19 protein-coding genes and 1 pseudogene are annotated in these 22521 nt (G+C 52.6%); 9 read left to right on the top strand and 11 right to left on the bottom strand.

Annotated elements, in window-relative coordinates; translation table 11 throughout:
- Positions 1-151: 151 nt before the first annotated feature.
- Positions 152-1201, top strand: coding sequence for a phosphotransferase enzyme family protein (locus EPA93_RS09530; protein WP_129886833.1), 1050 nt, complete (start codon positions 152-154; stop codon positions 1199-1201).
- A gap of 40 nt (positions 1202-1241) precedes the next feature.
- Here the strand turns inward: EPA93_RS09530 and EPA93_RS09525 are convergent, their stop codons facing one another.
- Both EPA93_RS09525 and EPA93_RS09520 read right to left on the bottom strand, forming a co-directional pair.
- Positions 1242-1601, bottom strand: a complete 360-nt coding sequence (locus tag EPA93_RS09525) for a transcriptional regulator (RefSeq protein ID WP_207229490.1) — start codon at positions 1599-1601, stop codon at positions 1242-1244.
- Positions 1602-1659: 58 nt separating this feature from the next.
- A complete protein-coding gene (locus tag EPA93_RS09520; protein ID WP_129886832.1) occupies positions 1660-2091 on the bottom strand; it encodes an ArsR/SmtB family transcription factor in 432 nt (143 codons plus the stop codon).
- 268 nt (positions 2092-2359) lie between these two features.
- Between EPA93_RS09520 and EPA93_RS09515 the strand changes: the two genes are divergently transcribed.
- Together EPA93_RS09515 and EPA93_RS09510 are read left to right on the top strand one after the other, a co-directional pair.
- Positions 2360-2989 (top strand): LysE family translocator, encoded by a 630-nt coding sequence (locus EPA93_RS09515; RefSeq protein ID WP_129886831.1) that lies wholly within the window; start codon positions 2360-2362, stop codon positions 2987-2989.
- A 352-nt stretch (positions 2990-3341) separates the two neighbouring features.
- Positions 3342-3917: a pyridoxamine 5'-phosphate oxidase family protein gene (locus tag EPA93_RS09510; RefSeq protein WP_129886830.1), complete on the top strand. Its 576-nt coding sequence runs from the start codon at positions 3342-3344 to the stop codon at positions 3915-3917.
- A 109-nt stretch (positions 3918-4026) separates the two neighbouring features.
- On the opposite strand, the gene EPA93_RS09505 is transcribed toward EPA93_RS09510, so the two are convergent.
- Positions 4027-4686 (bottom strand): DNA alkylation repair protein, encoded by a 660-nt coding sequence (locus EPA93_RS09505; protein WP_129886829.1) that lies wholly within the window; start codon positions 4684-4686, stop codon positions 4027-4029.
- A gap of 417 nt (positions 4687-5103) precedes the next feature.
- Here EPA93_RS09505 and EPA93_RS09500 point away from each other — a divergent pair, with 417 nt between their 5' ends.
- The 3 genes from EPA93_RS09500 (at position 5104) to EPA93_RS09490 (ending at position 7581) form a co-directional block, all read left to right on the top strand.
- Positions 5104-5472, top strand: coding sequence for a hypothetical protein (locus EPA93_RS09500; protein ID WP_129886828.1), 369 nt, complete (start codon positions 5104-5106; stop codon positions 5470-5472).
- Between the two features lie 424 nt (positions 5473-5896).
- On the top strand, positions 5897-6817 hold the full coding sequence (locus EPA93_RS09495) for an NAD(P)/FAD-dependent oxidoreductase (RefSeq protein ID WP_129886827.1): 921 nt from the start codon (positions 5897-5899) through the stop codon (positions 6815-6817).
- Between the two features lie 20 nt (positions 6818-6837).
- Entirely contained in the window at positions 6838-7581 is a 744-nt protein-coding gene (locus EPA93_RS09490; RefSeq protein ID WP_129886826.1) for a phosphotransferase, read from the top strand.
- Between the two features lie 23 nt (positions 7582-7604).
- Here EPA93_RS09490 and EPA93_RS09485 read toward each other — a convergent pair whose 3' ends face one another.
- The 3 genes and pseudogenes from EPA93_RS09485 to EPA93_RS09475 all read right to left on the bottom strand — a co-directional run bounded on the left by EPA93_RS09485 (position 7605) and on the right by EPA93_RS09475 (position 13132).
- On the bottom strand, positions 7605-8948 hold the full coding sequence (locus tag EPA93_RS09485) for an IS701 family transposase (protein WP_129886825.1): 1344 nt from the start codon (positions 8946-8948) through the stop codon (positions 7605-7607).
- A gap of 400 nt (positions 8949-9348) precedes the next feature.
- Positions 9349-12105, bottom strand: a pseudogene (locus EPA93_RS09480) (type 2 lanthipeptide synthetase LanM family protein).
- A 613-nt stretch (positions 12106-12718) separates the two neighbouring features.
- Complete coding sequence (locus EPA93_RS09475; protein ID WP_129886824.1) at positions 12719-13132, bottom strand: aldo-keto reductase family protein; 414 nt, start codon at positions 13130-13132, stop codon at positions 12719-12721.
- A gap of 133 nt (positions 13133-13265) precedes the next feature.
- Here EPA93_RS09475 and EPA93_RS09470 point away from each other — a divergent pair, with 133 nt between their 5' ends.
- The 3 genes from EPA93_RS09470 to EPA93_RS09460 all read left to right on the top strand — a co-directional run bounded on the left by EPA93_RS09470 (position 13266) and on the right by EPA93_RS09460 (position 17269).
- Entirely contained in the window at positions 13266-15233 is a 1968-nt protein-coding gene (locus tag EPA93_RS09470) for a winged helix-turn-helix domain-containing protein (RefSeq protein ID WP_129886823.1), read from the top strand.
- A gap of 270 nt (positions 15234-15503) precedes the next feature.
- Entirely contained in the window at positions 15504-16013 is a 510-nt protein-coding gene (locus tag EPA93_RS09465) for an RrF2 family transcriptional regulator (protein ID WP_129886822.1), read from the top strand.
- Between the two features lie 239 nt (positions 16014-16252).
- Positions 16253-17269 carry an aldo/keto reductase gene (locus EPA93_RS09460; RefSeq protein WP_129886821.1) on the top strand — a complete coding sequence of 339 codons (1017 nt, stop codon included), beginning with the start codon at positions 16253-16255 and terminating at the stop codon, positions 17267-17269.
- 265 nt (positions 17270-17534) lie between these two features.
- Here EPA93_RS09460 and EPA93_RS09455 read toward each other — a convergent pair whose 3' ends face one another.
- The 5 genes from EPA93_RS09455 to EPA93_RS09435 all read right to left on the bottom strand — a co-directional run bounded on the left by EPA93_RS09455 (position 17535) and on the right by EPA93_RS09435 (position 22362).
- Entirely contained in the window at positions 17535-19610 is a 2076-nt protein-coding gene (locus EPA93_RS09455) for a tetratricopeptide repeat protein (protein ID WP_129886820.1), read from the bottom strand.
- A complete protein-coding gene (locus tag EPA93_RS50865; protein ID WP_422877883.1) occupies positions 19607-19771 on the bottom strand; it encodes an EF-Tu/IF-2/RF-3 family GTPase in 165 nt (54 codons plus the stop codon). Before EPA93_RS50865 ends, EPA93_RS09455 begins: the two co-directional genes overlap by 4 nt.
- A 365-nt stretch (positions 19772-20136) precedes the next feature.
- The gene (locus EPA93_RS09445) at positions 20137-20748 is read right to left on the bottom strand and encodes a LysE family translocator (protein WP_129886818.1); all 612 of its coding nucleotides are present in this window, start codon (positions 20746-20748) and stop codon (positions 20137-20139) included.
- A gap of 288 nt (positions 20749-21036) precedes the next feature.
- A complete protein-coding gene (locus tag EPA93_RS09440) occupies positions 21037-21804 on the bottom strand; it encodes an MBL fold metallo-hydrolase (RefSeq protein WP_165422983.1) in 768 nt (255 codons plus the stop codon).
- A gap of 99 nt (positions 21805-21903) precedes the next feature.
- The gene (locus tag EPA93_RS09435) at positions 21904-22362 is read right to left on the bottom strand and encodes a GAF domain-containing protein (RefSeq protein ID WP_165422982.1); all 459 of its coding nucleotides are present in this window, start codon (positions 22360-22362) and stop codon (positions 21904-21906) included.
- Positions 22363-22521 lie beyond the last annotated feature (159 nt).

Below are 22521 nucleotides of genomic sequence, written 5' to 3'. Positions count from 1 at the left end.
AGGGGTCGGACTGACGCTTTTTTGGGCTTGCTGATACGAGGTGAAAAGTGCGGCTATGCGTATGGAGTCGCGAAAGGCTTTCTGCTAGAATTAGCGTTGAAGAGAAGTTAATTATTATTTTCTCGCCAAAGTATTTCTGGAGCTCATTTTGATGGATATACAGCAATTATGGCAGGCCTGGCCAGTAGCCGGACCCTGGCAAATTTTTCCTATGGTTGGAGGCACAAATACTCTTATCTGGCGTGCCCTGGCCGCTGATGGGCAGCAATACGCGCTGCGGATTATTCCAAATCTCGCCCGAATATCCCACTTGCGCTACGAAGCTTCATTACTAGAAGCGCTAGCGGCCACTCAGCCGCCGGTGCAGTTACCACTCTTACTAAGGGCTCGCGACGGAGATAGTATCGTAGAGTGCGAGCTGGAAGGTAAGGCAGCTCTGGCTACACTCTCGCCCTTATTGTCAGGCCGGCTCCCCGATCTTCTTCCTGACCGCCATGATCCAAGCATCGCCGTTGACGCCGCGCAGGTTCTGGCCTGGCTGGATACTGCTCTGGCCCAGCTATCGCCACAAAGCTTAGCAGGCTCTCCCCAGCTTCCTACCTTCGGAACCCTCAAAAACAGGCAAGGACCTATCGAAGATCCGCTAGTCTGCCTGCAGCAATTGCCGGCTGCTCCTGAGAAGATCCAACAGCTGAGCAGCTTCCTTGAGGAGGTAATCGAGCTGGTGCCAGGACTCTACCGCCGCTTGCCGCAGCAAATATTGCACCGCGACTACGATCCGGCCAATATTCTGGCAGAGGGTCAGCGCGTGACCGCTGTACTTGACTTTGAGCTCGCCGGGCCCGACCTGCGCGCGCTTGATCTATGCGGCGCTTTGAGCTGGTGGCCCGTACAATTGCTGGGAAGCGGCCAGGAATGGGCGCTGATGGAGACCTTCGCCACGGCCTATCTTGCCAGATTTCCACTCAGCGAGGAAGAATTGCTGGCCCTGCCCGACTTATGCAGGATGCGCGATGCCACCTCGCTGGTCCAGCGCGTGGGACGCTATCTAACCGGACAGGAATCCGAAGGCGTGATCCAGAGACGGGTTGAGCATTCGCTCTGGCGGGAAGCCTGGATCGTAGCCAATCGTCAGACGCTGCAAGAGCACGCCTTGACCTGGCGCCACAAAGCGACGGCCGTGCCTTCAGGCGAAAACTGAGCTCAGGTTGGCTGACCTGTCTTTTCGAGGCAGGTCAGCCTTATAGCTCTATTTGTGGCTCCAGGCGGCCAATGAGCTGAGCGTTTTTGCGCAGACGATCCAGGCTCTGCCAGTGCTGCTCAATCGCCGTTCTACCCTGCTCCGTCAGGCTCGCCTGCGTATTGGGGGTCTTGCCTATAAAGCGTTTCTCAATCGCGATCAAGCCGCGCTCTTCAAGTTTCTGCAGATGGCTCGACAAATTTCCTTTCGTTAGCCCTGTTAACTGCTGCAAAAAGGTGAAGTCGGCAGCGCTACAGGCGGATAGCGCGGTCATAATCGCGAGGCGAGCCGGCTCATGGATCAGCTTATCCAGAGCTGCTAGCTCTTCAAAGGGTGTGGGCATTTTATTCTCTTCTTCCATCTCACGATTTCTCCTTGCTCGCCTGGCCGCGCTTCTCAAGATTGGGATGGCAAACTCTTCAAGCGCCTGGTAAAAAGGAACGCATAGCTGGTATATCAGAGGTATAAGGCTCCCCTTCTTGAGATGGCGCTTCTTGCGCATAGCCGATGTGCAGGGCAACACTCACATTCAACGAAATTTTGAGCCTGCCAGGCCGCTGCGCTGCCCCGCTAAAGGCAACCTGTTCCTCCTCTGCCTCAGCACGCAAGTAAGCAAACGTTGCTTGGCGACCGGCAGCACTCAAGCGTACAAAGCGCCTGTTAGACCGCTCTTCACGCTTGATAAGCCTGGCCTCCTGCAGCCTTAGCAAATGGCTCTCCAACGCTTGCGGAGAGACGCCCAGCAAGCGCCGCAGGAAGGTGGTATCAGCGCGCTCACAATTGGCCAGGGCGGTAACGGTGCGTAAAGACAGAGGATCAAAGATCAACTCAGCCTCTGTTCCAGGCTGCATAAACATTTCCATAAGTTTCTCCACGCCAGAATTGCTCACATAATTCTATACAGATATGTTTGCATCACAAACTAGTTTCTCTATTTAGAATAGACTGCCAGGGCTGCTTTGTCAAGACTGATACTAACAAATAGAATTGCTTGAGGGGCAAACGCGGAACAGAGGCAGGCCGAGAGCAAAAGTCCTGGATCGTCCCAAAGCATTCTTCAAGACTGTTTGTGCTACAATGGAGGAACTTATCGGCAATGACAACGAAGAGGGATAAGCAATGCCAAATGTATCTACCTTTGGGCTCTTTCTGGCCACAACCTTCGTCCTGAGTATTATTCCGGGACCTGGTATGCTCTATGTCTTAGCGCGCAGCCTCAAAGGCGGGCGGCGCGAAGGTCTGGCCTCCACGCTGGGCAATACGCTGGGCGGGCTGTGTCATGTCATCCTTGCCGCCTGCGGACTCTCAGCGCTGCTCATGACTTCAAGCCTGCTCTTCACGCTGGTCAAGTATGCAGGAGCAATCTATCTGATCACGCTGGGCATCCTGACCTTGCTACGGCGCGACAGCCATATCGCTTATGAGGCAAAGCAGTCGGCGACGCGCTTCTCAGCCTTATACCAGGGAATTCTCACAGAACTACTGAATCCGAAAACTGCTTTATTTATTCTGGCCCTCTTGCCGCAGTTCATCAACCCGCATGGAGCGGTATTCTGGCAATTCCTCCTGCTAGGCAGCATTACCGTACTCTTCAACACGCTCTCTGATCTTGTGGTAACTGTGCTGGCCGGATCTGTTGGGCAGTATCTACAGAAGAGCTTACGCTTTCAGCGCGGACAAAAGCTACTTTCTGGCTGCACTATGATTGCCCTGGGCATCTATGCGGCGGTGGCTGACAATAAGGCATAAAAAGCCTCCCGGAGCAGAGGATGAGAGCATAAATTAGAGCAGTGGCCCTTGCTTTTTCTTCTCAAGTGGCTCTTTTCTCCCAATTGCTTATCGGCTAGCATAGAACTAGCCATAATTGTGCTTGTTTGCCCGTCACACGAGCGCGGGCTTACGAAGCCTGTATAGCCTAAGAGCCTACAGCATGGCTATATGAAACAACAAAGCTGAGCAGCGAGATGCGCATTTGGTCACTGCCCTAATTGCCTTGATTTCAACGGAGGCGCCGCAGCCTGGCACACATTGCGCTATCTAGCGAACGCGCCCGCTCTAATGGATGCAAACTTGATAAAGCCAGCAAGAGAAGAGAGGAACTATGCCCAAAGACTATAACCTTGACGCCACGCCAGCCAATAAACAACGCCGTCCTCAGCATGCCCGCGAAGACGAATGGATCAAGGCGCTGCTCACGCGCGCACAGATTGCCCACATTGCTACGCGCTGGGAGGAACAACCCTTTATCAATCCAACTACCTACTGGTACGATTCCGCGCGCAACACCATCTTTTTCCATTCCAACATTATTGGGCGCGTACGGGCCAATAGCGAGCAACACGACAAGGTTTGCCTGGAAGTCAGCGAATTTGGCAAGTTGCTGCCCTCAAATCTGGCTGTGGAATTCTCGCTTCAATACGCGAGCGCGATAGTCTTTGGCACTATTCGTCCTCTCAGCGAGAACGAGGAGAAGCGCTATGCTTTATACGGCCTGATCCAAAAATATTTTCCCCACATGTCGCCGGGCAAGGAGTATCGCCCAATCACAGATAAGGAGCTGGTACGCACTTCGGTCTATGCTATAGAGATAGAGAGCTGGAGCGGGAAGGAAAACTGGGAGGAGCGCGCCGATCAAGGCGATGAGTGGCCGCCGCTGCCTGCTGAATTTTTTGCCTAGCTTAGTTAAAGCTGAACATAGGCGTATCCCTGCTTCCCTTTACATTTGTAGAAAAACTACACATTTGTGTATTGACGCAAAAGGGAAGCGGGAGTAACGGTCTGGCGGGTCACGCTCGGGCCTGCAACTCGCGGATGGCGTCGCGCGCCACCCAGCGAGCAGCCTTAGAATCCTGCTGCAAGATATCCTGTGCGCAAGCCAGGGCCAGCGTGCGTAGATGGCTGTTGCGCTTACCGATCTGGCGTAGCGCCCAGTTGACGGCCTTTTTGACAAAGTTGCGCTCATCGCTGGCGTAGCTGACAATAAGAGGGAAAAAGGCGGCAAAAGCCTCGTCGTCGGCTTTCTTATCATGCACCGCCAGCTCGGCCATCATCACAAAGCCGGCCCGCCTTACAAACTCCTCTTCGCGCTGGCTCCATGCGCGGGCCTTCTGATAAGCATATGGCGTGCGATCAAAAAGATTGCCACAGGTCTGGTCACACAATTCCCATGAATCGAAATCTCGCGCCCAGGCTTCCATAAGCTCGGGCGTTACTAAAGCCGGATCGGCGACAAGCGAGGCAAGAATACGCGCCTCACGAATATTTGTCTTCCAGAGCTCAAGGGCCAGAGGGTGATTCTTTTTCAGCTTACGAGCCAGGGCACGCAAGTTGGGCAAAGATACGCCAAGAATATGCTCTCCCCGAATCCCAAATCTGGCCATAGCAGCAGCGGCCTCCGGCCTGGCATACTGCTGCAAGCTGGCCAGCACTTCATCTACGCTTGTCATATCGCTACCCTTTTCTATACGAAATAGCGCTCCTTCATAGCGGGAGCGTTGCTAGTTATGCCAGGATCAATTGATGCGTCAGGGCGTTCATAGCACTTTTGAATTAGAGATAACAGAGCATACCTTATACTCAACCATCCATCTGCACCATTATATCCTCTCGCTTGAGTCGCGCCAAGAAAATTCAGGCAAGAGCTTCTATTAAGGCCTGGATAGCCTGATTATACATAGGCGTGCACCCATCTCTAAGTTCAAGAGATACAGCACATCAATGTTGCAAAAAGCCAATCCATTGCTAATATTCGCCAATAATTTGACATATTTTTAAGATAACTGTAATATTTAGGTATTCTACTGGCTAATATACACTAATATCAGCAATACATTACCAATTCCAAGGTAAAAAGGAGGGGTGCTATGTTTTGTGTTGTGCTTGTACGTCGCTTGCGCGAAGGCAAGAACTGGGAAGATTTCCGCGAGGCCTGGTTTCCCGAGCAGGGCTTTGGTGTGCCAGCTCGCGTGCTGATCGGGCGAGGACTTAATGATGAGCGAGATATCCTGACTATTGGCTTTACTGATCTATCTCGCGAGCAGCTAGAAGAAGTCCTACAGCGGATAGCGGCCAGCAATGCGCAGCGCCACGATCGCATTGCCGACATTATCGAGACAAGCATTTTGCCAGCCAGTCTTTACGAAATCGTAGACGACAATGATTTTTCAGCAGCACCACGCCGCTTGCAGAGTATTGGCGTAGGATTGCTGCCACCTGAAACAAAGCAGGTCTAGCTCTCTTGCTAAGCTTTTCGTCGAAGCACCAAGAGGCATATTGGCCCGATCGACACTCCATCCGGCTCTGTACGGCTGGAGTTTTTCTATTCGGCAACAAGCTAGCAAGAGTATCGAACTTGTTCTCTAAAAGTCCGAGCCGTATTGAGAAAGTTCTACCTGACCCGGACTTATACGGTCAGTTCGGCTTAGTCCGAGTTTGTTCGGAACAGGAAATAGTGATACCGCTAGCTTATCAACTCCGATTAGAAGAAGTATTATCTTTTCAAGGCTCCCTCCGGTATAATTCACTCAGATGCAGTTGTAAATTTCTTGCTCACCACGTTCAGCATGCTCTCTTGCAGGAAGACCTTGCCAATTGAGCGCATGACACGGCTCATTGACGACAGACTCCAGACTATTTTATTCATAAGGGTTGTTTTATATGTTTGATGTGATTATTGTCGGCGGTGGAGTGGCTGGACTCAGTTCCGCGCTGGTACTGGGTCGAAGCCGCAAACGAGTCCTGATCTGCGACGCGAGAGCGCCGCGTAACGCTCCCTCGCCAGGTGTACACGCCTTTTTCTCGCGGGACAATATAAAGCCAGCGGAACTTCTGCAGATTGGCCGCGAGCAGCTACGCCCCTATCCCAGTGTTGAGTTTCGCCAGGCCGAGGTGCTTGCTGCCACCAGGCAGGAACAGCACTTCGTAGTCACGCTGGCTGACGGAACTCAGGAAGTTGCGCGCAAGCTTATCCTCGCTACAGGCGTGAGGGATGAGTTACCTGAGATCGAAGGCTTTGCAGAGCTCTGGGGAACTGGTGTTTTTCATTGTCCCTATTGTTATGGCTGGGAGATGCGCGATAAGCCACTGGCTATCTATGGGAGAGGTGAACAAGTTCTTGAGCTAGTCTGGCTCCTGCATAATTGGAGCAACGACCTGGTGCTCTGCTCAGATGGACCTGTTGGGTTAGAAGAGGCCGAATTGCAAAAATTGCAGATGTACGGCATTCAGGTGTGTGAGGAGCCCATCGCACGGCTTGAAGGAAAGGATGGTATACTTGAAAGACTTGTCTTTAGCAGCGGCAAAGTTCTGCCGCGCAGTGGGCTCTTCCTGCGCTCCAGGATTCGGCAGCATAGCTCATTAGCAGCAAAGCTCGGCTGCAAGTTCATGACCGGTAGCAGCAAAGTTGAGAGTCTCATCCAGGTCAACGAGAACGGCTGGACCGGCCTTCCTGGCTTGTACGCAATTGGCGACGCGGCCCAGACCATCCATTGGGTCAGTATTGCTGCAGCGCAAGGCGCACGAGCTGGCATCGCGATCAGCAACGAGTTGATCGCGGAAGCGCTAAGTCAAAGGCTTTGAGAGGAGAGGAGAACACTAGTATGCGCTTATCTATCCCGCTTCCCCCAAAGATCGCGCACTATGTTGGTCCGCTCATCAAGAGCGAGTTGCCTCCGCAGGGTATGGCTTTTCAGGTATACATCTTAACTTCGCAACGCGGGCGCTTCGTCTTGAAGCTAGCCCATACCGCCGCGATGAGCGAGGCATTGAACAAAGAAGCTTCTATACTTAGGGCTCTGCATGCGTATAAACCTTTTGTAGCGCAACCTCTAATTGAAGAAGCGTTAGAGGATGGCCATGCTTTCCTTTTCTTATATCTGCCAGGTGAACCACTACATAGTGTCCTTCAGCAAGCCGAGCCTGCAGAGCGAGCGTGGCTTATTAGACAGTTTGCTCAGATGCTCCAGCGCATTCATAGCTGGAGACCGGATCTGCCCTATCCACATGATTGGCTGGCGACCAAACTAGCCTGGCTACATACGAAAATTCTGGCCAGGCCTCGCGAGACCCTCATTGCCAACACCAACAGCAGCTTTGATGGCCAGAACGCCCACCATTTATTAGCCGAGCTGCAAGCCGCCAAATCCACAATCGAGAACGAAATTGTCTTCGGACACTATGATTACTGCTTGCCCAATGTGCTCATGCATGCTCAGCACGTCGCGGGCGTCATCGATTGGTCCGGCGGGGGCTATATTGACCGGCGCTTTGATCTTGCTACAGCTCTTTTCTCACTGGGCCTGTTTGAACCGCTACTACCTCCTGACTATCAAAACATCTTCTAAGCTTGACTTTGTACATTTCCAACTCAATAACAGACCACCCATGAGAAGCGCTCAAGCGTCGAGCGGGGGACTAAAACCGCGCCCGGATCAGTGGGTGATGTGGGAAAAGTCTGCAGGTCCCAGAGATGGCGCCTGATGAGAGCGAGCACATCACAGAAGGTGGCGGTGTGCTTGCGATACCAGGCAGCTTGAGCGATCAGGAGCTGCCCATCTGGATGCAACGCTTGCCCAAAGAGCGTCACCAGGCTATAGAGGCCGAAGAGCACAGGCGTCGAGCGCTCGATGGCTTGATCGGACCATTGGCGTTGCGTCTCGATGCCCAAATGGGCGCGCCCCTCTTCAAAGGTCACTTCCAGACTCCAGCGTTTCATGAAGTCCTTGATGATCTCTTCGGCGGTCTGGGTGGGATCGGTACAAAAGATGGCCTTTGGGGGACGCTTGCCCTGTGGATCGCGAGTCAGCACCCAGCGTAGAGGCAGAGGAGCGGAGCCCGTGCGATACCACAAGGCGGAGCCCGTGCAGAAGTCTACTGGCCGCTCACCCTGGCTGTACCAGTCCAAGGTGAGCTTTTGCCAGGCCGTTTCTGCATTCTGCAAGACTTGCTCCAGGGAGGGAAGGCGCTCGCCAACCACTCGCGGACGACCCATCGTGTGCTCTTTGCGTTCGGGAGGTGGATCATGCAGAACCGCATCGAGCCGACCAGTTGTAATCAACGTGACGTGCTGATGCTGAGCATACACCCCTAGTTCCAGGACACTGTAGGCGCTGTCGCCCAGTAGCTTGATTGAGCGATCAGGCAGCCATCGGCGCACAAGACTGAGCATCTGATGGGCCCACATCGCGATGGTTTTGTGTCGCTTGCCCAAACGCGCGCTCACCTCTGGAGTGGTTGCCAGCACACACAAGAAGGGCAATGCCCATCTCTGCCTGGTCCAGGGGAGCGTCACGACCACGGCCAGCACAATCCAGCGCAATCCAGGACTGCTCACCGAGCGTTCTTTGCTGGAGAGAGCGCTATCGCGGTAATTGCCTCGTTTGCGGATCTTGCTGCCCCAGCGCCGTTCCAGCGTTTCATCGATGACCAGATCTACCCAGGCTCCCGCTGGTACAAAGGTTTCGACGATCAGCAGGAGCAATTGGCGACTCACAGCCAGGGGAGACCAGCGGGCTCGATTGAGCACCTGATGAAAGAGGCTCCAGTTGCTTGCCTGACTGAGGCCTGTGGCACGCAACGCGGCTGCGACCGTGCGGCGTCCGTGGGCCAGCAAGGTTCCGGTTAACAAGATCATCAGTTTTCTCCAGGTGGGAGCGGTAAACAATGGCCGAAAGACGGCTAATACTTCTATAATGGGATCGGGAAGGGGCATGAACATCCTCCTGAGCTAAGATAGTGCTTTGGTCAGCTTCTATCTTACCTCCAGAAGCTTTTGTGCCCAGCCCTTTCCCCAAATTGTACAAAGTCAAGCTTAGATGCCTATGGATATACAGAGACCATTCCTTCTCTGGCTTTTTTCAGCGCTCTACATGCCCTTACCTGTGCCTTCTGGCAGTAATTTACTGGCGGATCTGATGAGAGGCATAGGCCCACCATCAGCTAGCCGGAAACATCCCATCCAAGGCTCATAGTTTTGCAAGAGCTGACTTACTGGCTAGTTTCTCGCCAAACTATAGTTCTATGCGCCCATTCCTCAGCTTCCAGAGCCATTGAAAAGTCGCGCCTATGGCGTATCGCGGGCATGTGCGGAGTCGCGAGCCTGGTAGCTCTTACTAAGGCTGTGCGCCTGGCTTGCCTGCCATGGCCAGCGTTAATATATTGGGCACGCGCTCCGGTTCTGCCAGGCGCATTAGCTGATAGCCGATACCGGCAATCCCCGTCAGCAGGCCGGGAGATTCAACGCCCAGAGGAATGCCCGTAAGCCAGCCTTCGCGCTCGATACTATCCAGTAACATGGCAGTGTAGGTCTGAACCAGATCATGATAGGAGGGCTCAGGCAGCATTTGCGCAGCCATCAGCAAGAGCTCAAGGTTGCCTAGATCGCCGTGGCAAAGCGAGTGATTTTGGCCAAAGCCCTGCTTCAGGGTGGTTTGAATAGCAATCTCAATTTCCTCGCGCATGCGCTGATCGTCTTGATAGGAAAGAGAAGCAAGGCGGCCAAGGCCAATGCCCGGCGCGCCATGGCACCAGGTTATCATGCATAGCTCCTCGTCCGCAGGCAGCTCGACACGCTTAGCCTCAGCGCTACTGAGCAGGCGAAAATCGGGCCAATTCTTTTTAGCCGTTAAGAATACGCTACGCTCATACGCCATGGCACGCTCGGCTCCCTGGCGAAAACGCTCCTGACTGCTGGCGGCCCAGAGACGAAGCAGGCTGAAGGCCATTCCAGCCGCTCCGTGTGAGAAACCCGCCAGCGGACGACTGGCCGGGATTGGCGATACGCCATCCTCATCGCTCAAGGGCTCGCCACCACACTGGGCAGCATGCCTGAGCAAACGCTCGCCACACTGTATAGCGATCTCCAGCACTTCAGACCTCGGCGCGACCTCATAGAGGGTCAGCAGAGCACAGATGCTACCTGCCGATCCAGCCATAATATCCCCTATCTTATCTTTAGCAATCTGCTCAGGCAACAGGTGCGCAATCTCGTTAGCGCGATCCAGCAAGGCCGCATCCTGCCAAAGCCTACCAAGATGCGTGTAGAAATAGATCAGGCCACCCCAGCCATCAAATCCTCCAATACTCACGCTCTCTGGCTGCTTGCTCAGCTCTCTTTCCTGCTCCTGGATAGCGGGCAGGGCAGCTCGGGCTAAATTCGTGTAGCGCTCCTCGCCGGTTATTGCTCCCAGATAAGCCAGGAAAAAGGCAATGCCAGTAGTACCGTTATAGAAATCGGCATTGGTAGGCATTAGCTGCCATTCACGTTCATTCACATAGACAAGGCCGATCCAGCCGACCCCATGTTCACTGACCAGAGCCAGTTCAGCCAGGCGATCTCCTACCCTGCAGGCTTCTCGTAAAAGGCGCTCGCGACTGATCTTCTCTGGCGTGGCTTGCAAGTGTGAGGGCTTCCAACTTGTCAGGCCTTCGCTCAACGTCAAGGTCGCCAGCGAAGCCTCGATAAACCAGACTTGACGCTTCAGGTCGGCCTCGCTAAAACCTTGCAAGCGCCTGCTGACTGCCTGTAAGCTTGTCTCCTCTAGATAAGCGGGAATACAAACCCCACGAGCACTGAAGATATCGCGCGTATCCGGGCGGCACGTAAACATAGGAATATCACCATTATGCAGATCCGCCCGTTCAGCATCGATGAGCCGTGTAAGATGTGGCTGGCGTTCGATGGCACCCCAGAGCCGATCAAAGAAGCGATCGCGCTCCATACTGTTACGTAACAGGTCAGGATGGAAGCTCTCGTGCAAAAGCTGGGCATACGTATTTGTCGCACGAGCAATCAGACGAATCTCATCGTGGGCAAAGGCCCCGATAGGTCCCGTGATAAGTGCGTCTCGTTCCCGCATGAGCAGGCGATAAATCTGCGCAAAGCCTTTGATAAGATGATCACGATACGCTAATACATCAGTGCCTTGCCCATGCAAGCGCGGTCGGTTCGGATGATCTGGCATCTCTACACGCTTACGCACAAAGTGCATCTCATCAGTTCCCAACTTATCCATGCGCAGCACAGGATGGGGCGTAAGTTGACCACCGCTGCCGCTCAAGCCGCTGATATCCACGCCCACATTCTCTCGGTTGCCCCACATGCGATAAGGCAACAGACCGATGCGCACAACCGAGTGATTCATAATGCTGGAAGTCTGACGTTGCGAGCGCAACGGTGCAGTTATCTCAATGCGGGGATGAAATAGCGACTCCAGATCGATGAGCACAGGATGCTCGCCAGCGGCAATCAGGTTTTCGAAGTGCACATCGGTAGCCTCTAAGGCATAGAGCAGGGCTAGATATCCTCCCTGGCGCTCGTAGAAGCTGGCTACTTCTTCCTGCGACGTGCATTCCTCGGCGCTCACAAACTCAGCCCAGCCATATGAACCGCGATCGATCACCTCTAGCACGCGAAAGGCGGGATGATCTCCACGTTCGTTCAGCCAGCCCAACAGTTGCTGAAAATGCACATCGACGGCCATTGGTTTGGGGCGATAGATCAAGCGAAAGCCTGAGGAGAACTGCAGAACCAGCGTGCTACGCCCTCATTTGTGCAGATCACCCGCGCCACCATCCACCTTGATCAGCTTGCCTGGATCGCTCTCCCCGCAAAAACGCGCGCGAATGAGTGGCCGGTCAGCGCTAAGATGGCTTAAGAACTCCAAGCCATACATTATCCAGTTCTCAATAGTGATCATTAAATTGCGGGCCAGGGGCGCATATTCTTCCAATAAAGGCAAGACAACCTCGGGCCGGCGTAGCTGGTCGATGAAATCGAGGAGGCGTTCCTGGGATGTCTCGCCGCGCAAACGTTCCTCCAGGCGCGCAACATGTAACTCAAGGGTAAAGGTGCGCGCTAGCTGCTGCATTAAACGCGGTGGAAGAAATTCCAGCAGGACTGTATGGACCGTCTGTGGATCAAAAGGCAGCTCTGAGGAGGCGTCGATGAGCTCGGAGATGCCGGCGCGCAGGCGGACAGTCCCCCTTGATATCAAGGGCAAGACTGCCGTCAGAAAACCGAGATGGGGCGCTGTCGCTGGCTCCTGCGCCTCAGCTGTTTTCTCCGGCTGCTGCAGACCCAGCAAGAATTCTTCATATTCCCGGGCCGGTTCCTGGGCATAGGCGCGTGCAAGCTCTTGCAGCCAGGCAGGGCTTTCGGCGAGAAGGGCGCGAAAAGTGGCAGGAGCTTCACCCAGCAAAATAGCCAGCTCATTCTCGCTAAGACCATCCATTTCCAGGCGCTGGGCAAAATAATTCTCCTTGTCAAAGGGATACTGAGCCTTCCAGCGCTCAAGCTTGCGCCGAGCAAAATCCGCGTCATAGCTCTTGCTCTGCTCACTTACGCCACCATACATGCGCATAAGCTCAAGCCGCTCAGTCAAAGTCAGGGCCCGGCACCATTCCGGATTGTTAAGTAGACTTTCTGTATCGAAACTCGATCGCTCAGTATGTTGCATTGCACAAACCTTTCTTAAATCAGGCCTATCTTTGTAACAATTCATGCTTGCCTGACAAATTTACAGACTGGGTAGCCTGGCCAGGGACAGCTAGAAGCTCGCCAAAGCGTTTCATTTCGGCATATTCGTGTGGGCTCAGCGGGCCGCGTTCGAGGGCCTGTAAGGCCTGCTCGATTTGCAGGCGGTTTTCGGGTCCGGTCAGGACAACATCAATCCAGGGATTGCTCAGAGCAAACCGATAGCGGTCGGGCACTGCTGGCAGATCTTTGCCCAGAGCAGGAGGCAAATCAGGCACAAGAGTATTGCCGAAATAGGCAGTTTTGAAGGCCACAATGCCCGGATCGCGGGCCTTCTCGCCAGAGAGGTAGGGCACAATATCGCGTTCTGCGCCAGTATGGAGAGGATTGTAGCGCAGCATGAGGACGTCAAGATTTTTCATCCAGGTACAGGCGGCGCGCCGGGAGTGAAAGGAGGCTCCCGCCCTGCAGCTGGCCGCCTATGCGCTGAGCAAGCAGGAAGGGGAGGGCATAGCTCGCCTGGTCAAGTCCTTTTCCGGTAACCACCGTTACATTTTGGAATATTTAACTTCCGAGGCTTTCCATCAGCAATCGGAAAGCATTCAAAATATTTTACTGCACACTTCGATTCTTGAGCGCCTGAATGCCTCTCTCTGTTCCGCCGTTACAGGCAAAGCTAACGGCCATGAGATACTTGAAGCGTTAGAAAAGACCGGGCTCTTTCTTGAGCCATTAGAGGGTGAGCCTGGCTGGTATCGCTACCATCGTTGCTTCCAAGATTTTCTCTATCATCTTCTCCAGCGCAGCGCACGCGAAATGCTTCCAAAATTACATAGCCGGGCCAGCAGCTGGTTTGAGCAGCAGGCCGATTATCCGGCGGCCATCGAGCACGCTCTGGCGGCAAGAGACTTTGAGCGGGCTATCAAGCTTATCGAACAGATTGCCCAGCCGATGTTGACGCAATGCAAGTTCGCCCTCCTGGTAAAATGGCTGATGGCGATCCCTGATGAGCTCATCCTCTCTCATCCACTGCTCTGCCTGACCTATGCCTGGGCTATGATGTTCCAGGGCTATACCTCTAACATTGAAAACTATTTGCGCAATGTCAGGCTTCCCGCTTCTCAGGAAACCTCTGCCCCAACTTATGGACGAGTAGATGAGGCTTACTGGAAGGCTGTCATCGCAGCGGTACACGGTTATTTAGCCAATCTGCAAGGGCGTATTCAGGATGCTCTTAAAGCTGCCAACTATGCCGCCAGGCATCTGCCGGCTATCGATCTGCCTATTCGCATCCAGACCATGATGGTGACAGGAGTGACTATCTGGCTAGAAGGTCGAGAAGCAGAGGCGATTCCTTACTTTGAGCAAGCTTATAGAGATAATCTTGCTTCAGGCTCACTCCCCTTTGCCTGCGTCTGCGCCTGGGTACAAGCCAAGCTCTATGCCATCCAGGGCTCCTTGCACAAAAGTATGGCCCTCCTGCAATCTGCGCAGCAGACAATCGAGCGAGCCCACGAGGGCAAGACAAATGAGCCGCTTCTAGCAACTGGCATGCTGTTACTAGGCATGGGAGATATTTATTGCCAATGGAACAATACAGAAGAGGCTCTCCATTATCTGTTAAAAGGGATCGAGATGTGCAAAAATTGGGAGGCGCGCGGTTTGGTAGGGCCGGCACTGGTAGATGGGCTGATTACCCTGGCCTTGATGAAACAAATACAGGGGCAAGTGGCTGAAGCCGACGAGCTTGTTTCGCAGGCTGAGCAGTACGCCTACAAGTATAGTCTGCACTTTTATACCTCGCTGAGCTTGCGTATCTTTCGTAAGCGTCTGCAGTTGGAAGATGGCATGCGAGTGACCCAATTTATCCTTGACAGGCTTCCGCAGACAAGCTTTCTCTACGAGCTAGACCAATTCATGGACGTGCGTTTACTGCTCCAACAAAAAGAGTTTGATCAAGCGCTCGCGTTGTTGGGCAATTTACTGGAGCTTGCATACTCAACGGGGCATCTATCAAGCATCATCGAGATTCATGTACTGCAGGCTTTGGCCCACTATGGAAAACAAGACCTCATGAGTGCTGGCCGCTTCCTGTGCCAGGCTCTTGCCGAGGGAGCGCCAGAACATTTCATGCGCAACTTTCTCGATAAGGGCAGAGCTATGAGCGAGCTGCTAGAGCGGGTGCTGGATCTGCGCCGCAAAGCACCCCGGCTGGATTGGCCCAACTTTTCGCAAGATTATGCTCTTGGCATGCTCAAGGTCCTCAAAGGCAGCAAATGGTCCTTGACACGAACTGAGAGATTTGTGCGCAAAGCTCCCTCCGTAGAGCTCCTTGAACCGCTGACCCCCAAGGAATTGGAGGTATTACACCTGGCACGCCAGGGGCTAGCAAATCAGGAGATTGCCGAGAAAATGTGTCTTGAGGTTTGCACTATTCGCTGGCATATGAAGAATATGTATGGCAAGCTACAGGTGCATAATCGCGTCCAGCTCGTGATGAAGGCCCAGGAGCTGAACCTATAAATAACGCATAGCGCTTCCTGCTACTATCTCATGGGAATGGCAGGCCCCGTGAGGAGGTGCAGGAAAGTTTTTTTCTGGAGGGGGCGAACTCTCGATTACAGGCTCTAGAGTAGCCTCCTCGCATACAGAATATCCAGCCTTCATATCGCTAGAATGCTTCTCCTGGCTGATGCCAAAAATACCAGCCTGGTCTTGACGGCTCACAAAATAGTATGCTATATTTCACAATGTCGATAATAGAGACAATATTTAGCGACAATTGGGGATGGAATGCAATTTAGTATTGGCGTGGAATACGCTCTCCATTGTTTACTCAACCTGGTTGATCTTCCTCCCGAGGTTCACGTGGGCGTCAAAGACCTTGCGACCTTTGAGGGAATATCCGAAACCTATCTTTCCAAGGTATTTACGCGCCTGCAAAAAGCGGGGGTTGTTCGCTCGATACCTGGCGTCAAAGGAGGATACGAGTTAGCACGCGCGGCTAATGAGATTACACTCTGGAATGTCATAGAGGCAATTGAGGGACAGGCAGCCATCTTCCAGTGCCAGGGAATTATCAAAGGTTGCGTCCTTTATAGAGAGCAACAGCCACCTGCTGAATTCTTCTCTGGTCGCTGTTTAATCCATAGTGTCATGCTTCAGGCCGAGGAACAGATGCGCACCTTTTTACGTGAGAGGACGCTTCTCTGGCTCTACGAGAAGAGAGAAGAGATAGCACCGGCGCAACATCTGGCAGCGACCAGGCAATGGTTTAGTGACGTACTCAAGCTAGATAGCTAAATTTTTTTGTCCTCTATTATATATAAAGATTATCTGGTTTATAGCCATTAGATATGGTGACCATTGGGGCCATTCGATGAAAATTTGGAGCAGGTTACGTGCAAGCACAAACTACTTGTCCTTGCCCAGAGCGAGCAGAGTAAGTTGATAATCTTTGGGCACGATTGTAAGCAATGGCAAGCGCTCAAAAAATTGTCTCAATATTATATGTAACGGGAAACAGTAAAAAGGAGAATAGCATGCATATGCGTTCACTTGGTTCTCATGGTCCTCAAGTCTCAGCTCTTGGCCTGGGCTGTATGGGAATGTCTGCACTCTACGGTCCTGCCAATGAGGCTGAGAGCTTGGCAACGATCAAGGCAGCTCTTGAGGCCGGAATTACGTTATTTGATACTGGCGACTTCTATGGCGCAGGCCATAATGAATTGCTACTGCAAAAGGGATTACGGGGTCATGAGCGCTCACAGGCAGTACTTAGTGTCAAGTTCGGAGTGCTGGGTGATCCTGCCGGGAGTTGGGCTGGCGGGATCGATGGGCGGCCAGCCGCAATCAAAAACTTTCTGGCCTATAGCCTGCAGCGGCTGGGGACTGACTATGTTGATATCTATCGACTGGCGCGCCTTGATCCTGCCGTTCCTATCGAAGAAACTGTGGGGGCCCTTGCTGATCTGGTCAAAGCTGGCTACGTTCGCTACATTGGCCTCTCAGAAGTGGGAGCGAAGACCCTGCGCCGCGCGGCTGCCGTGCACCCGATCTGCGACGTCCAGATAGAGTACTCCTTGCTCTCGCGCGGCATCGAGGCCGAGATCCTGCCAACCTGCCGGGAGTTGGGGATTGGCGTGACGGCTTATGGCGTCCTTTCCCGTGGTCTCATCAGCGGGCACTGGTCACAGCAACGGGAGCTCAGCACTACTGATTTCCGCGCCTCTAATCCTCGTTTCAGCAGCGAGAACCTTGAGCATAACCTGGCCCTGGTTGAGGCGTTACGTGCTCTCGCCGCAGCCAAAGGAGCGACCGTGGCCCAGGTGGCGATTGCCTGGGTCCTCTCACAAGGGCAGGATATCGTTCCCCTGGTCGGCGCACGACGACCAGATCGACTCTCTGAAGCGTTGGGAGCCCTTGACCTTCAGCTTACAGCGAGCGAGCTGGCCCGCATTGAAGTCGCCATACCACAGGGTGCCGCAGCTGGGGCACGCTATGATGCACAGCGCCTGGCGGCCCTCGACAGCGAGCAGGAAAAGGATGCGACGCTTTAATCACGCGCATCCTCCTCACAGGCTTATGTTGGTCATAAGCCTGCTACTTCCATCCCTGAGCAGGCGTCTGGTTAGGGATGGAAGAGATTATAAATAGGTGTCTGTTAAAAGCTCCTATCTGGATCTCTGCAAGCTCACCAACTCCAACAAGAGATCTCTACAGAGATAGCGGGTGCTGTCGTCAACGTTGCTCTTAGAGAGAACATCGCTTACGAGAGAATCTAAGACTCTCTGAGAATGATCCATAACATGCTTTCCGAAACTCTTATACGCTTTGTTTCCGCAGCTCAGGGCAGATCTGATAGAGCATATTAATGGTAGGATGATAGGCGCCTAATTGACGTTTGCAAAGGCCGAGAAGCGGGAGAAGCAATTGCCAGAGCATTTTATCTCCCAGTATGTTGCGATGTAGCTCCACAAATGAGCCAAGAAATTCGAGCATAATCCGATGATAGCTTGCGATGCGCAGCTCATAGATGCCCAGAGCACGTTGCAGATTTTTTCTGGCTTCCTCCTGGTGCATCAGGCGCCTATTGAGCCAGATCAGATTCAATAAGCAGTTGGCGGTATTAACATCATCCGCACCTAAATAGCGCTCAGCAAGTACCAGCGTCAAACGTCCCACCTGCTCCGCTTCCGCAAATTTACCGAATTGCATTAATCCGGTGCGCACATAATTTTGATTGCGAATGGCCTGCACATACTTTTTATCATTGATGCGCAATGGCTGCTTCTGTAAGATGGTATAGGCTCTTAGATAGGTCTGCTCAATTTTTTGCGACTGCCTGCCTCGGCTATAGACATTTCTCAAGTTAAGCAAGCAATCAAGGATATCGCCGGTATACGCATCTTCACTCTGGGTATAGATATCAAAGGCTTCCTGACCAGCGCGCTCAGCCTCTGCATATTTTCCTCGGGCAGCCTCAATCTTGCAGAGCTGATTGAGGAGAGGAGCGATACTGCTACGTTCGGCGTTGGTTTCCCTCAGCAATGCTATGTGTTCAAGGTAAAGAGGTTCCGCCTGGCTGTAATACTTGAGTTGTCCGTAAAGATCTGCCAGCCCTACCAGGCATTTTTGCGTATGAGAGTGGGATAAGCCATAGTGCTTTCGATTGATGTTCAACGCTCGCTGGAAATTTGGGACTGCCTCGTTCAAGCGCTGCAGCTTGATCTGCAGCAACGCAAGATTATAGAGGCACATCGCGGTTTGGGGATGCTCAAGCCCGTATTTGCGCTCATAGAGAGCGAGCAGGCGCCGGCGCAGAGCTTCAGCCCTGGCATAGTGCGCCTGAGCGTAGTAGACTTTCTCCAGGTTAACCAGGTGTCTTTCCAGGTCGAGATGGTCCACTCCTAAATTCTTTTCATGAACGCTCAGAGCTTGCTGAAATAACGGCTCAGCAAGCTGCCATTGCTGCAGCTCAAAATAGCACAGCGCGAGATCAGTCATACTCAAAGCTGTTTCAGGGTGATCATCTCCACGCTGTTCTCGCATGGACTCAAGTTGGCGCTGACGCAGAGGCACGGCCTGGCTATATTTTTTCTGGTCGCAGTATATCATGGCTAACCAGGAAAGCGCGACAGCAATATCATGATGATTCGGCTCTTGTTGCTCCTCGCGAATGTGCAGTGCTTGTTTACATAACTCTTCAGCATCCATATAGCGTCCCGTTTTTCGATAGAAAAGAGCCATCTCAATGAGAGTATCAGATACTTGCGGATGATTTGGCCCCAGCCGCTGCTTCAGCGCATCCAGATGTTGCTGATACCGATTCTCTGCCCGGGTGTTTGCTTCTTGCTGTTTGGAGCTCTGAGCTAGAATCAAGGGAAGCTGCTCTTGTAATGAAGAGATAATATTGCTGACAAGTGGATTATTCATTGCTTCCTGTGCAGTTGCTTCCACTCCAGGATCACTGATTGACGGTCTGCGCTGATCTGCTTTGGCAATGCTTTGATATTGCTGTTGATCCGACTTGACCATCTTTTCTCTAGAGAAATCTTGAACCTTCTCACTTTCGTTGCACATGCCATTTGCTACAATATGCTCACCTTCGCTAATAGTAAAATATGTACCATGATCTATGGCGATAGGAAAGCTTAACTCTATCTCCGCCTCGCTTCCCCCACCTGGCATGATCATCTGTACTCCCTCTGGAAGCTTGATCAAGCCAGAAACATCTGCGGTCCGTAGAGAAAATTTTAGCGGATATCCATTCCAAGTGGGAACCTTCCAGCCGTCTTTAGCCTCTGAATGTGGCTGCAGTATGGCCTTAAATTTCTTATAAGCTTTGATCGATCCAGGGCTTGTCAATACCTGCCCTCGCTCAACATCAGTGCGCTTCATCTCCCGAGCACACAAGCAATAGCCAGGCCGACCCGAGCAAACGTCAGCGTCTTTTGAAATGCTTCAATCCTCTTGACAGATACGGAGAGAGTTTCTTCCCTTATTCCCACAATTTCAACAGTTTCACCCGCACGAATCACCCCACGCTCAACTCGCCCCATCACAACAAGGCCCACCCTTTAATATAAAAGATTTCCTCAATAGGCAGCAAAAAAGGCTCGTCTGCAAAATCATGCGAAAAAGCTGGGGATGATTCGGCCATCTCAATACTCCTTTACATATGTCGAAAATTACATGCTTAATGCACTTTCACGAAGGCTCCCTCTAACAAAGGCGTGGAATCGCAAATTCTGAAACCCTGTGCTCATTCAAACTGCCGGATATCGTTACAATGTCGCTTATATTGCTTTCTCCTATTTTTATTCTTTTGCCCGTCTTAGGCATGTCAGCAGTATAGCACAACTATGACATGCAATGGAAGAGTTGAACTTTCTACCTGGCAAGCATATGGAAAGCGCAAGAACGCTTAAAGTTTGTGGTTCAACAGATTAAAGAGCCCGAAGAGCACTATCAGAGCTCCCGAGGCGCGATTGATCCAGAGCAACCAGTTGGAGGTAAAGCGACTACGCAAGAGCCAGGCACAGCCCGTCACAAGGCAGATGCCAGTAGCCGAGCCACAAAAGATCCCGATTACAACTACTGTCGCTATGGCATAGCTTCCCTGCAGGCCGCTACCAATGCTGGCAAAGATAGCGCTAAACCAGAGAATGGTTAGGGGATTGGCCAGGGTTAGAAGGTAGGTAGAGAGATAGGCCCCCGGCAGATTGTGGGCTCGTTCTGTAGCTGCCTTCTCGGCAGGGCGCGAGAGCAGTATCTTGACGCCAAGAAAAATGAGCGCCATCCCACCGAGCAGATGAATCCAGAATTGCCAGCTTAGCAGAAGGCTGATCAGTACAGTCAGGCCAAAGCCGGCGATACTACCATAGGTCGCATCGGCGCTAGCAACGCCAAGGCTCGATGCCAGTCCATAACGATAGCCTTTGTGCAGCGTGCGTTGAATACAGAGAATGCTCATCGGACCAATCGTAGCAGCGAGAGGGAGACCAATCAGTAAACCACGCATGAAAAACGCAAACATCCTTATTTCTCCTTTTATTATCGTATCAATGTAATGCTGGCAGCGATGAAACGTAACAAAAAAAATCGCCGGACCCGTTTTGGCGATCCGGCGATGTAGAGTGCAGCCCGCGCTAGGCTATAGCAGGACACAGAATTACAGGGCCAGATCGGCAACGTTGTTGCTGTTGCCGCTGACTCTGCTGTTGAATATATATGGCAAACAGGTAAGCCTCAGGCTTTGTTATGTGGATTGGCAAAGCAAGAAATGCTCCCTTAATAAGCAGTGAAAAGGCTGTCATTGCGGGCTTCATACCTCATCCTCTTGCCCTGCTAGGGTTGGCGCGTGGCCGGTCTCGATAGCGCGATAGAGTACTGAGCGGATATGCTGTAGTGTGGCCCCTATCTCTTCATCCCGCAACACGTTACCATGCCCTGGCATAACTATACGCGGTCCCAGGCGCTCAATAGTATTCAAAGAAGCTAGCCAGCGCTGCCAGGCCGCCGGATCGCCACTTTCAAGATTAGGCAGATAGCCAGAGATGATGCAATCGCCACAGAAGAGCACGCCATCAGCCGGAATATAGAGTGAAAGATTTGTTGGCGTATGCCCCGGTGTGAAGAAGATCTGAACTTCTAAAGAACCCAGATCTAGCCTTGTCTCCTCTGCCAGTAGAATGCTGGGATTGGCCAGGTGCGTTCCGCCATAGAAGACACGCTCTTCATGCGCGTCCCGGCGTACCCGGTTAGGGATCAGTGCGTTCAGCTCAACCATAGCCTCGTGCAAATCTTCTTCCTTACGCTTAAGCTGACTGTGCCCATAGATCTCAAGGCCAAACGCGCGAAAGTAGCCATTTCCTCCAACATGATCAAGGTGCTGCTCCGTATTGATTACGCTCAAGGCGTTGCCGGGGCGAGTAGCACTAGCATAGCCATGGATGGTCTGGGCAGAGAGCGTGTTTGCTCCGGTATCGACAATCAGTGTACGACTTTCGCCTGTAATAAAACCCGCATTGACCGACCAGGGTGGAACAAAAGAGAGCCCCGTCAGGGCATAGCAATTTTGCGAGATGCGCACTATCTTCTCCTTCTCTAGCGCTAAGCAGGCAGCCCAGTAAGTTAAAAATCATAGTTTCACAAACATCATGTCGACAGTACATAGTGTCGGAATTATGTTCTAATGAGAATCGATAAATGCTCCCAACATAAGCGCGCAATCCTCAAGAAAGTTGCAATCGGCGGGCGCAAAGGCATGCGGGAGCTCGCTTTCGGCGTCGATGATGCCAATGGTACGGCCGATGATGGGATGTTTGATGGGTACAGCAATTTCGGATCTAGTGGTGGTGAAGGTGGTAAGATAGCGGGGATCTGTAGCAACATCGTTGACGACAATGATCTCACCAGTTCGCACAGCCTCGCCACATAATCCCTTGCTGGCCGGAAAGCGTGGATAGGCGGGAGCCGTGGGACCGCTCCAGGCAATTGCCGCGATTTCGGCGCTATCGACTTCGTAAACGCCAACCCAATGATAGCCGCACTCCTCACGTAGCAGTTCGGCAATGCGCCGGGCTTTGTGAGCACGCGGATCAGCGCTGCTCAGGATAGCACTCAAACGCTCGAATAAGCTTGTGTCCATAACTTTCTCCTTCATAAACTAAACAAGATTTTCCAGGCATAAAAAAATCGCCAGCCCCTCTGCACTTTGAGGTCTGGCGACTGAGAAATGTCTACTGCTTTGAAATCAGGGAGTAGGAGACACGCTAAGCGAACCAAACCTCATACCGGTCTGGTTTAC

Origin of the sequence: Ktedonosporobacter rubrisoli (assembly GCF_004208415.1) — a bacterium.
Classification (GTDB): domain Bacteria; phylum Chloroflexota; class Ktedonobacteria; order Ktedonobacterales; family Ktedonobacteraceae; genus Ktedonosporobacter; species Ktedonosporobacter rubrisoli.
This window is presented reverse-complemented; position numbering and strand designations above follow the sequence as displayed.

Excerpts from the sequence above, each read along its gene's own strand:
- EPA93_RS09530 (WP_129886833.1), top strand. The coding sequence starts at position 152 with ATGGATATACAGCAATTATGGCAGGCCTGGCCAGTAGCCGGACCCTGG.
- EPA93_RS09525 (WP_207229490.1), bottom strand. The coding sequence starts at position 1,601 with ATGGAAGAAGAGAATAAAATGCCCACACCCTTTGAAGAGCTAGCAGCT.
- EPA93_RS09520 (WP_129886832.1), bottom strand. The coding sequence starts at position 2,091 with ATGCAGCCTGGAACAGAGGCTGAGTTGATCTTTGATCCTCTGTCTTTA.
- EPA93_RS09515 (WP_129886831.1), top strand. The coding sequence starts at position 2,360 with ATGCCAAATGTATCTACCTTTGGGCTCTTTCTGGCCACAACCTTCGTC.
- EPA93_RS09510 (WP_129886830.1), top strand. The coding sequence starts at position 3,342 with ATGCCCAAAGACTATAACCTTGACGCCACGCCAGCCAATAAACAACGC.
- EPA93_RS09505 (WP_129886829.1), bottom strand. The coding sequence starts at position 4,686 with ATGACAAGCGTAGATGAAGTGCTGGCCAGCTTGCAGCAGTATGCCAGG.
- EPA93_RS09500 (WP_129886828.1), top strand. The coding sequence starts at position 5,104 with ATGTTTTGTGTTGTGCTTGTACGTCGCTTGCGCGAAGGCAAGAACTGG.
- EPA93_RS09495 (WP_129886827.1), top strand. The coding sequence starts at position 5,897 with ATGTTTGATGTGATTATTGTCGGCGGTGGAGTGGCTGGACTCAGTTCC.
- EPA93_RS09490 (WP_129886826.1), top strand. The coding sequence starts at position 6,838 with ATGCGCTTATCTATCCCGCTTCCCCCAAAGATCGCGCACTATGTTGGT.
- EPA93_RS09485 (WP_129886825.1), bottom strand. The coding sequence starts at position 8,948 with ATGCCCCTTCCCGATCCCATTATAGAAGTATTAGCCGTCTTTCGGCCA.
- EPA93_RS09475 (WP_129886824.1), bottom strand. The coding sequence starts at position 13,132 with ATGAAAAATCTTGACGTCCTCATGCTGCGCTACAATCCTCTCCATACT.
- EPA93_RS09465 (WP_129886822.1), top strand. The coding sequence starts at position 15,504 with ATGCAATTTAGTATTGGCGTGGAATACGCTCTCCATTGTTTACTCAAC.
- EPA93_RS09460 (WP_129886821.1), top strand. The coding sequence starts at position 16,253 with ATGCATATGCGTTCACTTGGTTCTCATGGTCCTCAAGTCTCAGCTCTT.
- EPA93_RS09455 (WP_129886820.1), bottom strand. The coding sequence starts at position 19,610 with ATGAAGCGCACTGATGTTGAGCGAGGGCAGGTATTGACAAGCCCTGGA.
- EPA93_RS50865 (WP_422877883.1), bottom strand. The coding sequence starts at position 19,771 with ATGGGGCGAGTTGAGCGTGGGGTGATTCGTGCGGGTGAAACTGTTGAA.
- EPA93_RS09445 (WP_129886818.1), bottom strand. The coding sequence starts at position 20,748 with ATGTTTGCGTTTTTCATGCGTGGTTTACTGATTGGTCTCCCTCTCGCT.
- EPA93_RS09435 (WP_165422982.1), bottom strand. The coding sequence starts at position 22,362 with ATGGACACAAGCTTATTCGAGCGTTTGAGTGCTATCCTGAGCAGCGCT.